At 58.2% G+C, this 15,598-nt stretch carries 12 protein-coding genes; 10 read left to right on the forward strand and 2 right to left on the reverse strand.

Features of this window, described 5'->3' with window-relative positions:
• The 9 genes from bamA to accA all read left to right on the forward strand — a co-directional run bounded on the left by bamA (window position 1) and on the right by accA (window position 11,826).
• Window positions 1-2,532, forward strand: a complete 2,532-nt coding sequence (bamA, locus tag ACW5XC_RS01800) for an outer membrane protein assembly factor BamA (RefSeq protein ID WP_042055119.1) — start codon at window positions 1-3, stop codon at window positions 2,530-2,532.
• A gap of 149 nt (window positions 2,533-2,681) precedes the next feature.
• Window positions 2,682-3,194: an OmpH family outer membrane protein gene (locus ACW5XC_RS01805; RefSeq protein WP_005338563.1), complete on the forward strand. Its 513-nt coding sequence runs from the start codon at window positions 2,682-2,684 to the stop codon at window positions 3,192-3,194.
• Between the two features lie 3 nt (window positions 3,195-3,197).
• Entirely contained in the window at window positions 3,198-4,217 is a 1,020-nt protein-coding gene (gene lpxD / locus ACW5XC_RS01810) for a UDP-3-O-(3-hydroxymyristoyl)glucosamine N-acyltransferase (protein WP_005338561.1), read from the forward strand.
• Between the two features lie 24 nt (window positions 4,218-4,241).
• Window positions 4,242-4,703: a 3-hydroxyacyl-ACP dehydratase FabZ gene (fabZ, locus tag ACW5XC_RS01815; RefSeq protein WP_005338559.1), complete on the forward strand. Its 462-nt coding sequence runs from the start codon at window positions 4,242-4,244 to the stop codon at window positions 4,701-4,703.
• A gap of 5 nt (window positions 4,704-4,708) precedes the next feature.
• Window positions 4,709-5,500, forward strand: a complete 792-nt coding sequence (gene lpxA / locus ACW5XC_RS01820) for an acyl-ACP--UDP-N-acetylglucosamine O-acyltransferase (RefSeq protein WP_005338557.1) — start codon at window positions 4,709-4,711, stop codon at window positions 5,498-5,500.
• The gene (lpxB, locus tag ACW5XC_RS01825; protein WP_042055122.1) at window positions 5,493-6,632 is read left to right on the forward strand and encodes a lipid-A-disaccharide synthase; all 1,140 of its coding nucleotides are present in this window, start codon (window positions 5,493-5,495) and stop codon (window positions 6,630-6,632) included. Before lpxA ends, lpxB begins: the two co-directional genes overlap by 8 nt.
• Window positions 6,633-6,751: 119 nt before the next feature.
• Complete coding sequence (gene rnhB / locus ACW5XC_RS01830) at window positions 6,752-7,342, forward strand: ribonuclease HII (protein ID WP_042055124.1); 591 nt, start codon at window positions 6,752-6,754, stop codon at window positions 7,340-7,342.
• 38 nt (window positions 7,343-7,380) lie between these two features.
• Window positions 7,381-10,860 carry a DNA polymerase III subunit alpha gene (gene dnaE / locus ACW5XC_RS01835; RefSeq protein WP_042055125.1) on the forward strand — a complete coding sequence of 1,160 codons (3,480 nt, stop codon included), beginning with the start codon at window positions 7,381-7,383 and terminating at the stop codon, window positions 10,858-10,860.
• Window positions 10,861-10,875: 15 nt separating this feature from the next.
• Window positions 10,876-11,826 carry an acetyl-CoA carboxylase carboxyl transferase subunit alpha gene (accA, locus tag ACW5XC_RS01840; RefSeq protein ID WP_005338549.1) on the forward strand — a complete coding sequence of 317 codons (951 nt, stop codon included), beginning with the start codon at window positions 10,876-10,878 and terminating at the stop codon, window positions 11,824-11,826.
• A gap of 287 nt (window positions 11,827-12,113) precedes the next feature.
• Here the strand turns inward: accA and ACW5XC_RS01845 are convergent, their stop codons facing one another.
• On the reverse strand, window positions 12,114-12,296 hold the full coding sequence (locus tag ACW5XC_RS01845) for a DUF3545 family protein (protein ID WP_005338547.1): 183 nt from the start codon (window positions 12,294-12,296) through the stop codon (window positions 12,114-12,116).
• A 159-nt stretch (window positions 12,297-12,455) separates the two neighbouring features.
• Entirely contained in the window at window positions 12,456-13,406 is a 951-nt protein-coding gene (gene tal, locus ACW5XC_RS01850) for a transaldolase (RefSeq protein ID WP_042055127.1), read from the reverse strand.
• A 701-nt stretch (window positions 13,407-14,107) separates the two neighbouring features.
• On the opposite strand from tal, the gene ACW5XC_RS01855 reads away from it, so the two are divergent.
• Window positions 14,108-15,538, forward strand: a complete 1,431-nt coding sequence (locus ACW5XC_RS01855) for an alanine/glycine:cation symporter family protein (protein WP_042055130.1) — start codon at window positions 14,108-14,110, stop codon at window positions 15,536-15,538.
• Window positions 15,539-15,598: the final 60 nt, after the last annotated feature.

Raw genomic sequence — 15,598 nt, forward strand, 5'->3', positions numbered from 1 at the left:
ATGGCTGTTAAAAAAGCATTGGTGTTGAGTTGCCTGCTGGGTGCCAGTTTCCTGGCCCAGGCGGCCCCTGCCTCTTTTGTGGTGCAAGATATCCAGGTCGAAGGTCTGCAACGGGTGACCCTGGGTGCCGCACTGTTGAACCTGCCGATCCGGGTCGGTGATACCGTCGACTCCGTGGCTCTGGCCAGCGCCATCAAAAAGCTCTATGCCTCGGGTAACTTCGAGGATGTGAAGGTTTACCGTGATGGCCAGGTGCTGCAGGTGATGGTCAAGGAGCGTCCAACCATCTCCAGCATCGAGTTTGCCGGCAACAAGGATATCAAAGAGGAGCAACTGACCCAGAGTCTGGAGTCCTCCGGTATCCGTGTGGGCGATCCGCTGGATCGCACCGTGCTCACCTCCCTCGAGAAGGGGCTTGAAGATTTCTACTATGGCGTGGGTAAATACTCCGCCAAGGTCAAGGCCATCGTCACCCCGTTGCCGCGCAACCGGGTCGACCTCAAGTTCACCTTCGTGGAAGGGGAAGCGGCCAAGATCCAGCAGATCAACATCGTCGGCAACAGCGTCTTCCCTGAAGAGAAGCTGATTGCCCAGCTTTCCCTGCGCGACGAAGTGCCCTGGTGGAACTTCACCGCCGATCAGCGCTATCAGAAGCAGAAATTGGCGGGTGATATCGAGACCCTGCGCTCCTACTACATGGATCGCGGCTATATCCGCTTCCAGCAGGAGTCAACCCAGGTCTCCATGACCCCCGACAAGAAGGGCGTCTACGTCACCCTCAACATCAAGGAAGGGGAGCAGTACAAGGTCTCCGGTGTCCAGCTCAAGGGTGACCTGATCGATCGCGGTGGCGAGATGAAGGGATTGATCCCGATCGCTGCCGGCAGCACTTACTCCGCCAGTCAGGTGACTCATACCGAAGAGGTGCTCTCCAAGTTCCTCGGCCGTTACGGCTACGCCTATCCGAAAGTGGTCACCTTCCCGCAGATCAATGACAAGACCAAGGAAGTGGAGCTGATCGTCAACGTTGAGCCTGGCCCCCGTGTCTATGTGCGCAATATCAACTTCAGCGGTAACGCCACCACCGAAGACCAGGTGCTGCGTCGCGAGATGCGCCAGATGGAGGGCACCTGGCTCTCCTCCGACAACATCGAGCAGTCCAAGAGCCGTCTCAACCGCCTTGGCTATTTCGAGAGCGTCGAAGTGGACACCAAGCGGGTGCCGGGCAACGATGACCTGGTTGACCTCGACTTCAAGGTCAAGGAGCAGCCAGCAGGCTCCATCAACGCAGGTATCGGTTACGGTACCGAATCGGGTCTGAGCCTACAGGCGGGGATCTCCCAGGACAACTTTATGGGTACCGGTAAAAAGGTCTCCATCAACGCCAGCACCAACGACTACTCCAAGAACGTTGACCTGAGCTACAACGACCCCTACTTCACCGTGGATGGTGTCAGCCTGGGTGGTCGGGTCTACTACAACCAGTTCCGCGCCGATGATGCCGATATCGTTGATTACGAGAATGAAACCATCGGTTTCCGTCTCTCCAGCGGCTTCCCGGTCAACGAGTTCAACCGTCTCGACTTCAGTACCGGTATCGAGAGCACCAAGCTGAGCCGTCCGTCATTCAATGCCCAGAACTATCAGGAGTGTCTGAAGGACAATCCGGATACTGATGGCAATACCTACTGCTGGGATCAGTGGAATGATAACCGCCAGTCGGTACAGATGGATCAGTTCTGGAATGCTTACTCACAGGATGGTTCCAACCTCGACTTTGTGACCGTTGATGTCACCGCTGGCTGGACCCGCTCTACCCTGAACAAGGGGATGTTCCCGACTTCTGGCGATCGTCAGCGTATCAACGCCAAGGTGACCGTGCCGGGCATGGAGCTGCAGTACTACAAGCTCTCTGCCGAAGATGCCCACTACTTCCCGCTCGATGCGGATCATAGCTGGGTTATGATCGGCAAGGGTCGTGTCTCCTACGGTAACGGCTATGGCGATGACTCCATGCTGCCGTTCTTCGAGAACTACTATGCCGGTGGTTTCGATACGGTACGTGGCTTCAAGAGCAATACCATTGGTCCCAAGGCGATCTACAAGACCTACAACAAGCCGGGTGCTGGCAGTTGCACTGGTTCTCAGCCGTGTGAAACTGGCTACTATGAAGGTTCCGACACCTCGGTGGGGGGTAACGCTCTGGCCGTCGCCTCACTGGAGCTTGTCTTCCCGACCCCGTTCGTCTCCGAGACCTATCGTCCGCAGATCCGTTCAACCGTCTTTATGGACGCAGGTACCGTCTGGAGCACTGATTTTGCCAACGGGGCATATCCTTGCGCCGCCGGTTCTGATTGCAACTATCTGAGCCAGGACTACTCCAACCCGGGCAATATCCGGGTCTCTGCCGGTGTCTCCCTGCAGTGGCTCTCGCCGATGGGCCCGCTGGTGTTTGCCCTGGCCAAGCCGATCAAGAAATACGAAGGGGATCGCACCGAAGTCTTCTCCTTCAACATCGGTCGTACTTTCTAAGCAGAATTTCGCCCCCACCCATGCGGTGGGGGTCTTCAATGATGGGACGCGCGGTATGCGTGCCTCACCAGGTAACAAGACGGTCCTAACGCCGCTTGCATAATCGGGTAAATCAGGTAGCCCTCGCCATGAGGGAACAAGGAGTAAGTGTGAATAAAGCGTTGAAAGTAGCTGGTTTGAGCTTTGCACTGATGGCTGCCGGCATGGGTTCTGCCTTCGCTGAGACCAAGATCGCCGTGGTGGATATGGGCGAAGTCTTCCAAAAGCTGCCCCAGCGTGAAGCCGTTGCAGCCAAGCTGAAAGGTGAATTCGAGCCGCGTATGCGTGAGCTGCAGAAGCTGGAACAGGAAGGCCAGAAGCTGGTCGAGAAGTTCCGCAAGGATGAAGCCTTCATGAGCGCCGAGCAGAAGAAGCAGAACCAGGAGAAGCTGGCCAAGCTGCAGATGGAGTTCAACCAGAAGCGTCAAGCCTTTGAGCAGGACAACGGTCGCCGTCAGTCCGAAGAGCGCAACAAGATCCTGACCAAGGTGCAGGCTGCCATCGATTCCATCGCCAAGAGCAATGGTTACGATCTGGTGCTGGAGCGCAATGCCGCCCCGTATGCCGCCAGCAAGCTGGACATCTCCGGCCAGGTTATTTCTCAGGTAAGCAAGAGCAACTAATTGATGGCATTCACTCTCGCACAGCTGGCCCAGCAACTGGGGGCCCAGGTCCATGGCGACGGAACCCTGGAAATCCGCAAGGTAGCGACACTGGAAAAGGCCGGGGAGGGGGATATCACCTTCCTGTCCAACAAAAAGTACCGGCACTATCTGGAGCAGAGCAAGGCGACCGCCGTGCTCATTACCGAAGCGGATCTGCCATTTTGTCCCACCAATGCCCTGGTGCTCAAAGACCCCTATGTGGGTTTTGCCCGGGTAGCCCAACTGCTGGACACCACCCCGCAGCCGGCCACGGATATTCATCCGAGTGCCGTTATCGCGGCTGACGTGCAACTGGGCGAGAGAGTGGCCATCGGCGCCAATGCAGTGATCGAATCCGGCGTCGTGCTGGGTGACGATGTACGCATTGGCCCGGGCTGTTTTGTTGGCAAAAATACCCGGCTGGGAGCCCGCTCCCGGCTGTGGGCCAACGTCACCCTCTATCACAATGTGACCATGGGCACCGACTGTCTGGTTCAATCCGGCACAGTGATCGGCGCCGATGGTTTCGGCTATGCCAACGAGCGTGGCGAGTGGATCAAGATCCCCCAGCTCGGCGGTGTGACCATTGGCAACCGGGTCGAGATCGGTGCCTGTACCACCATTGACCGCGGTGCGCTGGAAGATACCCGCATCGCTGACAACGTCATCATCGACAACCAATGCCAGATCGCCCACAACGTGGAGATCGGTTACGGCACCGCCGTGGCGGGCTCTACCGTGATGGCTGGTAGTCTCAAGGTCGGCAAATACTGTATCATTGGCGGCGCTTCCGTCTTTAACGGGCATATGGAGATCTGCGACCAGGCCACCGTTACCGGTATGGCCATGGTGATGCGACCCATTACCGAGCCCGGTGTCTACTCTTCCGGCATCCCTCTGCAAACCAATAAAGAGTGGCGCAAGACCGCCGCCCGGGTGATGCGTATCGAAGAGATGCACAAGCGGTTAAGCAAGCTTGAGAAGAAGCTGGATCAAGAATAATCACGATTGGTATAGGGTACTGTTTTGACTACTGAAAAGAAGAGCCTGGGTATCCAGGAAATCATGGATCTGCTGCCCCACCGTTATCCGTTTCTGATGGTGGATCGTGTAGACGACTACGAGATCAGCGATGAGCGCAAAACCCTGCGCGCCATCAAGAACGTCTCGTTCAACGAGCCGATCTTCCAGGGGCACTTCCCGGCCAAGCCGGTGTTCCCTGGCGTACTGATCCTGGAAGCGATGGCACAGGCCACCGGTATCCTGGCCTTTACCATGGTGGGCAAGCCGTCTCCCAACGAACTCTACTATTTTGCCTCAATCGACAACGCTCGCTTCAAGCGTCCGGTCGGCCCCGGTGACCAACTGGTGCTCGACGTGGAGTTCCTGAAAGAGCGTCGCGGTATTGCCAAGTTCACCGGTGTCGCTACCGTCGACGGTGAAGTGGTCTGTACCGCCGAGCTGATGTGCGCCAAACGCGAGGTTTAACACACGTGATCGACCAGACTGCCATCATTCACGATACTGCCATCGTCCATGAGTCTGCCGTGATCGGTAAAGGGGTTGAAATCGGCCCCTTTTCTGTCATCGGCGCCGAGGTGGAAATCGGTGACAACACCTGGGTAGGTTCCCATGTGGTGATCAAGGGCCCGACCAAGATTGGTCGCGGCAACAAGATCTTCCAGCACACCTCCATCGGTGAGGATTGCCAGGACAAGAAGTACGCCGGTGAGCGCACCTTCCTCGAGATTGGCGACAACAACGTCATTCGCGAGAACTGCACCTTCCACCGCGGTACCATTCAGGATCAATCCCTGACCAAGGTGGGCAGCGGCAACCTGTTCATGGTCAACGTCCACGTTGCCCACGACTGCATCATTGGTGACAACTGCATCTTCGCCAACAACGCGACCCTGGCTGGCCACGTGGTGATCGGTGATTTCGTGATCTTTGGTGGTCTCTCTGCCATTCATCAGTTTGGCCGCGTCGGCTCCCACGCCTTCGTCGGTGGCTGCGCCGCCCTGAACAAGGACGTGCCGCCTTACGTGATGGCTGCCGGCAACTACGCCAAGCCGTTCGGGGTCAACTCTGAAGGTCTGCGTCGCCGCGGTTTCAGCGCTGAGGCGATCTCTGCCGTCAAGCGTGCCTACAAAGAGATCTTCCGCTCTGGCAAGACCATCGAAGAGGTGCTGCCGGTGCTGATCGAGATGGCGCAAGCCGAACCGGCCGTCCAGCTCTATGTGGACTTCCTCAAAGATAACGAGCGCGGGATCATCCGTGCCTGATCCGGTTCGTATCGGTATCGTCGCCGGAGAGGTCTCCGGCGACATTCTGGCTGCCGGTCTGGTGCGCGAGCTGCAAGCCCGCTACCCGAATGCGCAGTTCGAAGGGATCGCCGGGCCGCGGATGCAGGCCCTCGGCGTCAAGGCGCTGTTCGAGATGGAAGAGCTCTCCGTCATGGGGATCACCGAGGTGCTTGGCCGTCTGCCGCGCATTCTCAAGGTCCGTCGCGAACTGTTGCGCCACTTTATTGCCAATCCGCCCGATATCTTCATCGGCGTGGATGCACCGGATTTCAATATCGGAGTGGAGCTGAAACTGCGCCGCGCCGGTATCAAGACGGTTCACTATGTCAGCCCCTCTGTGTGGGCCTGGCGCCAGAACCGCATTCACAAGATCAAGGCCGCTACCGACATGGTGCTCGCCTTCCTGCCGTTCGAGAAAGCCTTCTACGACCGCTTCGACGCCCCTTGCCGTTTTGTCGGTCACACCATGGCGGATGATATTCCATTGGTGCCGGATCAGGCCGCCGTGCGTCGCAACCTCGGTATCGATGCCAATCGCCGCTGGCTGGCAGTGCTGCCGGGCAGCCGTACCGCAGAAGTGGGCTTTATGTCCCCCCTGTTTCTCGAGGCGTGCAAACACCTGACGGTGCGCTATCCGGATCTCGGCTTCATCGTGCCGCTGGTCAACCAGAAACGGCGTGAGCAGTTTATGGCCATCAAGGCCGAGGTAGCGCCGGGTCTCGACATGGTGCTGCTGGAAGGGCAGGGCCGCGAGGCGATGATCGCCGCTGACGTGGTGATGCTGGCCTCTGGCACCGCAGCGCTCGAAGCCATGCTGGTGAAAAAGCCGATGGTGGTGGGCTACAAGCTCAAGCCCTTCAGCTATTGGCTGGCCCAGCGACTGGTAAAGACCGAATTTGTCTCTCTGCCCAACCTGCTCGCCGGTCGCATGCTGGTGCCGGAACTCATCCAGCACGAGTGCACCCCGGAGAATCTGGTGGAAGAGGTGAGCAAGTACTTCGAGCACGACAACAGTGCGCTGGTCAACACCTTCACCGAGCTGCACCAGCTGATCCGCTGCAATGCCGACTCGCAGGCCGCCGATGCGGTGGTGGATCTGCTCGGCAGATAACGCTATTTCGGACCGTCGATTGCGCCGCGCAGCCCGTTAATCCGTTTTCCGAGCGGTGATGCCGCGCCAGTCGACCCCTGTCAGGCCCCACGGGGCCTGTTTTGATTCAAGGCTACAAGATGATGATCGATATTCCTGACGACAAGCTGGTTGCCGGTGTGGACGAAGTGGGCCGTGGCCCCCTGGTGGGTGACGTGGTCACCGCCGCGGTCATTCTCGACCCGGCCAATCCGATTGCCGGGCTGGCTGACTCCAAGAAGCTCTCCGAGAAGAAGCGGCTGGCGCTGTTTGATGAGATCAAAGAGAAAGCGCTCGCCTGGGCCATCGGTCGCGCCACTCCGGAGGAGATCGACGAGCTCAACATCCTGCATGCCACCATGCTGGCGATGCAGCGCGCCGTAGCGGGGCTGAAGGTGACGCCCGAGCTGGTCTTTATCGATGGCAACCGCTGCCCGGCGCTGCCGATGGAAGCGCGCGCAGTGGTCAAGGGCGATAGCCTGGTGGCCGCCATCAGCGCCGCTTCTATCCTCGCCAAGGTGACCCGAGATGCGGAGATGACCGAGTTGGACAGTCGTCATCCCGAATATGGTTTTGCCCGTCACAAGGGTTATCCGACCGCGGAGCACCTCGCCATTCTGGCCGAGCGTGGCCCGTTGCCCGAATATCGCAAGAGCTTCAAACCGGTGCGCCGCGCACTGGGGATCGAGTAGACCATGCCATTTAGTTTGAGCAGCGAGAGGAGATGACGATGGCTGACCCCCGTTTTATCCACCTGCGAGTCCACTCCGACTTCTCCATGGTCGATGGCCTGCAGAAGATCAACCCCATTGTCGGGGCGGCGGCGGCCAACAACATGCCGGCGCTGGCGCTGACCGATCAGATGAACATGTGCGGTTTGGTGCGCTTCTATGGCGCCGCCCACGGCAAGGGGATCAAGCCCATCGTCGGGGCCGACTTCTGGGTGCAGAGCGATGAGCTCGGCGACGAGCAGTTCCGTCTCACCCTGCTAGCCATGGATAACGACGGCTACCAGAACATCACCCTGCTTATTTCCCGCGGTTACCAGCGCGGCCACGTGCAAGGGCGGCCGGTTATCGACAAGAGCTGGCTCGCCGAGCATGCCAAGGGGGTGATCGTCCTCTCCGGCGGGCGCGAGGGGGATGTGGGCAAGTTCCTGCTCAAGGGCAACCGGCAGATGACCGAGCAGTGTGTCGCCTTCTATCAGACTCACTTCCCCGATGCCTACTACCTCGAACTGTTGCGTACCGGTCGACCCGACGAAGAGGTCTACCTGCACATGGCGGTGGCCATCGCCACCGAGTTCGAGCTGCCGGTGGTCGCCACCAACGAGGTGGTGTTCCTCAACGCCGATGACTTCGATGCCCACGAGATCCGGGTCGCCATCCACGATGGCTATACCCTGATGGACAAACGCCGCCCCCGTCGCTACAGCCCCCAGCAGTACCTGCGCAGTCAGGAGGAGATGGCGGAGCTGTTCGCCGACATCCCCGAAGCGCTGGAAAACACGGTGGAGATCGCCAAGCGCTGCAACGTGACGGTGCGTCTCGGCGAATATTTCCTGCCCAACTTCCCGACCGGCGACATGACCACCGAAGATTTTCTGGTGGCCAAATCGAAAGAGGGTCTGGAGGAGCGTCTCGAGTTCCTGTTCCCGGATCCGGCGGTGCGGGCCGAGCGACGTCCCGAGTATGACGAGCGCCTCGATGTCGAGCTGAAAGTGATCAACCAGATGGGCTTCCCGGGTTACTTCCTCATCGTGATGGAGTTTATCCAGTGGTCCAAGGACAACGGCATTCCCGTTGGCCCGGGCCGGGGCTCGGGGGCGGGCTCTCTGGTGGCTTACGCCCTCAAGATCACCGACCTCGACCCGCTGGAATTTGACCTGCTGTTCGAACGTTTCCTGAACCCCGAGCGGGTATCCATGCCCGACTTCGACGTCGACTTCTGCATGGACCGACGCGACGAGGTGATCGAGCACGTCTCCGACATGTATGGCCGGGAGGCGGTCTCCCAGATCATCACCTTCGGTAGCATGGCGGCCAAGGCTGTGGTGCGGGACGTGGGCCGGGTGCTGGGCCATGCCTACGGCTTTGTCGATCGCATCTCCAAGCTGATCCCGCCGGATCCGGGGATGACGCTCGCCAAGGCATTCGAGGCCGAGCCCAAGCTGCCCGAACTCTACGAGCAGGATGAGGAGGTCAAAGACCTCATCGACATGGCTCGTCGTCTCGAAGGGGTGGTGCGCAACGCTGGTAAACACGCCGGTGGCGTGGTGATCGCACCCACCAAGATCACCGACTTTGCGCCGCTCTACTGCGATGATGAGGGCCATCACCCGGTCACCCAGTTTGACAAGAACGACGTGGAGTACGCCGGTCTGGTGAAGTTCGACTTCCTGGGTCTGCGCACTCTCACCATCATCGACTGGGCGCTCGGCATGATAAACCCGCGTCTTGCCAAAGAGGGCAAGCCGCCGGTGGATATCGCCGCCATCCCTATCGATGACAAGAAGTCGTTCGACCTGCTGCAACGCTACGAGACCACAGCGGTATTCCAGCTGGAATCCCGCGGCATGAAGGATCTCATCAAGCGGCTGCGCCCCGACTGCTTCGAAGACATGATCGCACTGGTGGCCCTGTTCCGACCGGGCCCGCTCCAGTCTGGCATGGTGGATAACTTCATCGACCGCAAACACGGTAATGAAGCGATCTCCTATCCGGACGAGAAGTGGCAGCACGAGAGCCTGAAACCGATTCTGGAACCGACCTACGGCATCATCCTCTATCAGGAGCAGGTGATGCAGATCGCCCAGACCCTGGCGGGTTATACGCTGGGTGGCGCGGATATGCTGCGCCGGGCGATGGGTAAGAAAAAGCCCGAGGAGATGGCCAAGCAGCGGGCCGGTTTCGAGGAGGGCGCCGTCAAGAATGGCGTCGACGGCGAACTGGCGATGAAGATCTTCGATCTGGTGGAGAAGTTTGCGGGCTACGGCTTCAACAAGTCCCACTCCGCCGCCTATGCGCTGGTTTCCTACCAGACCCTCTGGCTCAAGACCCACTTCCCGGCCGAGTTCATGGCGGCGGTGATGACCGCCGATATGGACAACACCGACAAGATAGTGACCCTGGTGGACGAGTGCCAGCGGATGGGGCTGACCGTGATCCCGCCGGATGTGAACACCGGCCGCTATCGCTTCTCGGTCAACGAAGAGGGTCATATCGTCTACGGCATCGGGGCGGTGAAAGGGGTGGGTGAAGGCCCTATTGACGCTATCCTCAGCGCCCGGGATCAGGACGGCCCGTTCCGCGATCTGTTCGACTTCTGCAACCGGGTCGACATCAAGAAGCTCAACAAGCGGGTGATGGAGAAGCTGATCCTCTCCGGTGCCATGGATCGGCTCGGCCCCCACCGCGCCGCCCTGATGGCGACCCTGGAGGAGGCGATGCGGGCCGCCGAGCAGCACGCCAAGGCGCAGGCGGTGGGGCAGGTCGACATGTTCGGCGTGCTCACCGAAGAGATTGACGACGTCAAGAAGGCGTTTGCCAACGTGCCGCACTGGCCTGACAAGGTGTGGCTGGAAGGGGAGCGCGAGACCCTCGGGCTCTATCTCACCGGCCACCCCATCAACCAGTACAGCAGCGAATTGCGTCGTTATACCTCGGGTCGCCTGTGCGATCTGCATCCCACTTCACGCGATACCGTGACCACGGCGGCGGGGCTGGTGATTGCGGCCCGCAGCATGGTGACCAAGCGTGGCAACAAGATGGGGATCTTCACTCTGGACGACCGTTCCGGTCGCCTCGATGTGACCCTGTTCAGTGAAGCGCTGGAAAAATATGAAGAATTGATGCAAAAAGACCGCATTTTGGTGGTTTCTGGACAGGTCAGCTTTGATGACTTCTCCGGTGGCCTTAAAATGTCGGCTCGAGAATTACTGGATATCAACGATGCGAGGGAGCGTTTTGCCAGAGCAATCCGTATCTCCCTCGATGAACAGCGGATTGATGATCGCTTTTTCCCGCGTTTGTGCGAGATTTTGGAGCCCGCCCGTGCCGGAGTCTGTCCGGTTCAGGTAAACTATCGTCGCCCCGGCTCCCGGGTGCGATTGACGCTCGGTACCGAGTGGCGGGTGACGCCCACCGATCAACTGATAGATGACTTGCGAGTCCTGCTTGGACGAGAGCGGGTTGAATTGGTTTTTGATTAGAGGTTCTAAGGCCCTATGAGTCTTTTTCTGGATTTTGAACAGCCGATTGCCGAGTTGCAGGCGCAGATTGATGAACTCAAACATGTGAGTGAAGGCAATCACGCCGTGGATCTGAAAGACGAGATCCGCCGGCTGGAGAAGAAAAACGAAGAGCTGACCAAGAAGATCTTCGGTGATCTGGGGGCCTGGCAGGTATCCCAGATGGCGCGTCATCCCCAGCGCCCCTACACCTTTGACTATATCGAGCATATCTTCACCGATTTCGACGAGTTGGCTGGCGATCGCGCCTATGCCGATGACAAGGCTATCGTCGGCGGCATCGCCCGTCTCGACGGTGAGCCGGTGATGGTGATTGGTCACCAGAAGGGTCGCGAGACCAAAGAGAAGATCAAGCGCAACTTCGGTATGCCGCGTCCGGAAGGGTACCGCAAGGCCCTGCGTCTGATGGAGATGGCCGAGCGCTTCAAGATGCCGATCATCACCTTTATCGACACCCCGGGCGCTTACCCCGGGGTCGGTGCCGAAGAGCGTGGCCAGTCCGAAGCGATTGCCCGCAACCTGAAAGTGATGGCCGGTCTGACCGTGCCGGTGGTCTGCACGGTGATCGGTGAGGGTGGTTCAGGTGGTGCGCTGGCCATTGGCGTGGGTGACCGCGTCAACATGCTGCAGTACTCCACCTACTCCGTCATCTCGCCGGAAGGGTGTGCCTCCATCCTGTGGAAGAGCGCTGACAAGGCCTCCGTAGCTGCCGAAGCGATGGGGATCACTGCCCAGCGTCTGAAAGAGCTCAAGCTGATCGACCACGTGATCGACGAACCCCTCGGCGGTGCTCACCGCGATGTGGAGAAGATGGCCAAAAACCTCAAGGCTCGCATCAAGCAGGATTTGGACGCTCTGCGTCCGCTCGATACCGAGCAACTGCTGGAGCAGCGTTACCAGCGTCTGCTGGGCTACGGGTACTGCTAAGCGCAGCCGTCACCCCCGAGTATTCAGGCCCCCGTCATCGACGAGGGCTTTTTATTGCGGTTGATCTGCCATTCAGGTGAGTGCCCCAACGTGCCCTGAAACGGCGCAGGTCTGCATTCGTGGGTGTGGGGTAGGGTTGGTATGCCACGCTGTTGGTGATGACTGTCATTAGCCTGCAGCATCCTTTGGCATCGCTGGCGATGGCATGACAAACCACGTGATCATCCGATTGCGGCAGAAAAAAGCGCCCCGACTATGCGGAGCGCTTTTACAGGTGTCTGGCGGTATTACAGTTCAATCTCGTCTGTAAGACCTTCATAGGCGATATCGATGGATTGCAGCTCCTTCTGCAGGCGATGTTTGTCTTTCAACGCCTCGATTTCACGCCATTTACGTTTTTTTCCCGTTGTCCCGCGGCTACGCGAACCGAGTTCAACCACCTCGTCATAATCGAAGTTGAACATTTCCATGGCTCCCTCCTTGGTTTTTATCGTTTTCACCACCCATATAACATAACGAATCTGAAATTAAAACGTTTTCGTGACGACTCTATGACAGCGCTAAAAAAGCCCATGAAAAAAAACCGGGCCCCTTGGTAGGGGCCCGGTTTTTATCAGAAAAAGAACTGATTACAGACGGCTTGCCAGCATGGTTTCCAGCTTGCCCTGGTCGATGGCGAACATGCGGATACCTTCGCCCAGCTTCTCGTGAGCCATGGCGTCCTGGTTCAGTTCCCAGCGGAATTCGGCTTCGGTCATCGGAGTCGGTTTGGCCTTGCGCTCACCGGTGTAGTCCAGTTTGCGTACCACGGCGCCTTCGGCCTTGCTCAGCTCTTCCAGCAGGGCCGGGCCAATGGTCAGGCGGTCGCAACCGGCCAGTTCCAGGATCTCGCCGGTGTTGCGGAAGCTGGCGCCCATCACCACGGTCGGGTAGTCGTGCTGCTTGTAGTAGTTGTAGATGGAGGTGACGGAGACCACGCCCGGATCTTCGCTGGCGGTGTAGTCACGGTTGTGCTTGGCCTTGTACCAGTCGAGGATGCGACCCACGAACGGGGAGATCAGGAAGGCACCGGCTTCGGCACAGGCACGGGCCTGGGCGAAGGAGAACAGCAGGGTCAGGTTGCACTGGATACCCTCTTTCTCCAGTACCTCGGCGGCACGGATCCCTTCCCAGGTGGAGGCCAGCTTGATCAGAATGCGGTCGTTGCTGATGCCGGCTTCGTTGTAAAGACGGATCAGCTTGCGCGCCTTGGCGATGCTGGCTTCGGTATCGAAGGAGAGACGAGCATCCACTTCGGTGGAGATACGGCCCGGAACGATCTTCAGCACTTCCAGACCGATATTGACGGCCAGCTTGTCGCCCGCGTCGATGATTTGCTGTGCCTTGTCCTGGCTCTGGGCTTTGGCCCATTTGATGGCGTCTTCGATCAGCGGAGCGTACTCGGGGATCTCGGAGGCCTTCAGAACCAGAGAGGGGTTGGTGGTGGCATCGATGGGCTGATAGCGTTTGATGGCTTCGATATCACCGGTGTCGGCAACAACAGTGGTCAGGGCTTTCAGCTGGGTTAATTTATCGGCCATAGCGAATATCATCTCTTAATGAGGGAGTAATCCCTGGGTTGCGGGCTTGAGACGGTGGTTCTGAAATAAAATTACAGGATCTTGGTGCCTCAGGCTCAGAAAAGCGCGATGGGGGCGGCCCATCGTCATTGCCTGCCTAATTAATACTGATGTGCTGCATCCTGCAATAGGGGCGCTTGGTTGTTAAACATTCAGGCTGTTGAGTCATCCCGTTTTATGGCGTGAAACTATATGATTAGTAAGGTTTTTTACATTTCCTCCCGACCTCGCTCCGGTTTGCTTTCAGCTGAACTTTTTTAGCCAATATCCATATTTGTGTCGTCGATCACATAAATTATCTCGCTACGTACTTGAAATTTAATTACAGCGAAAACGTTTGGCGAAATGTCTCCGTTTGAAAGCCATTTCATGCAAGCGTTTGCGTTTTCGGATAGCTCATCAGGGATATATCAAAATGGTTCTCTTATGGGGCTTAATGGTGGCCTGTCTGATTGAATTATTGAGTTTGTTGAAAGTTTGCGATTTAAATGGAGCTTTATGGGCTTTTACCGTTCGTTTTTTGTGTCTCGCGTGACCGGGATCACTATTCCGGGCTCTCCCGCTGTGCTAGATTCCGCCCCTTTAGCGAAACGCTAATTAAACGACAGACAGAAAACGGTCAGCGCAGACTGGCCATGGATGTGAATAACAACGAGAGAATTATGGACACCTTGATTGCGATGCTAAACGACCTGATGTGGGGAGCCGTGCTCATCTACCTGCTCATCGGGGTCGGTATCTTTTTCACCTTCCGCCTGGGTTTTATCCAGATCCGTCACTTTGGCCACATGTTTTCCGTGCTGAAAAACAGCCGTAAATCGGACAATGCAGGCATCTCCTCCTTCCAGGCCCTCTGTACCAGCCTTGCCGCCCGTGTCGGCACCGGCAACCTGGCCGGTGTGGCTGTCGCCATCTATCTGGGCGGCCCCGGCGCCATCTTCTGGATGTGGCTGATTGCCTTTATCGGCATGGCGACCGCCTTCGTCGAAAGCACCCTGGCCCAGCTCTACAAGGTCAAGGATGAGGATGGCAACTACCGTGGTGGCCCGGCCTACTACATGGAGAAAGGCCTTGGCATGCGCTGGATGGGGGTGGTGTTTTCGCTCTGCCTGATCCTGGCATTTGGTCTGGTGTTCAACGCGGTGCAGGCCAACTCCATCAGTCTGGCGATGAAGGTGGCGTTTGGTATTCCTGACTGGGTCAGCGGTCTGGCGCTGGTGGCGCTCTCCGGCCTGATTATCTTCGGCGGCATTCGTGGTATCGCCCGTTTTGCCGAGCTGGTGGTGCCCTTTATGGCGCTGGCCTACATCCTGCTGGCGCTGGTGATCGTGGCGATGAACATCACCGAGTTGCCCCATGTCTTCATGCTGATCATCAAGTCCGCCTTCGGGATTGAGCAGGCAGGCTCAGGTGCGCTGGGTTATGCCATCTCCCAGGCGATGATCAACGGTATCAAGCGTGGTCTCTTCTCCAACGAAGCGGGCATGGGCTCTGCGCCCAACGCTGCAGCGACTGCCACTCCCTATCCGCCGCACCCGGCCTCCCAGGGTTATGTGCAGATGCTGGGGGTCTTTATGGATACCATCGTCATCTGCAGCTGTACCGCCGCCATCATCCTGATGTCAGGTCAGTTTGAGCCGGGCTCCGGCGTGACCGGTGTCGAGCTGACCCAGCGGGCGCTCTCTTCCCAGATTGGCAGCGGTGGCAACATCTTTATCGCGGCGGCCATCTTCTTCTTCGCCTTCACTTCTATCGTGGCGAACTACTCCTATGCCGAGACCAATCTGGTGTTCCTCGAGCACAACCACAAGGGCGGTCTGATGCTGTTCCGGATGTTTGTGCTGGGCATGGTGATGTTCGGCTCTGTGGGCGAGTTGCCGACCGTCTGGGCAATGGCTGATGTCTCCATGGGGTTGATGGCCATCGTCAACCTGGTGGCTATCCTGCTGCTCTCCGGCGTCGCCATCAAGCTGGCCAAGGATTACAACGACCAGCTCAGGCTGGGCAAGGTGCCCACCTTTGATGCCAACAAGTACCCCGAGATCCGCTCCCAGCTGGAAGAGGGGATCTGGGACAATCCGACCAAAAAATAACAAGCGGTGAGTCAAACCTCTTGATTAAAACCTGAAGGGGGAGCCGGTGGCTCCCCCTTC

It is taken from the genome of Aeromonas sp. 25-AL00135, from assembly GCF_054052385.1.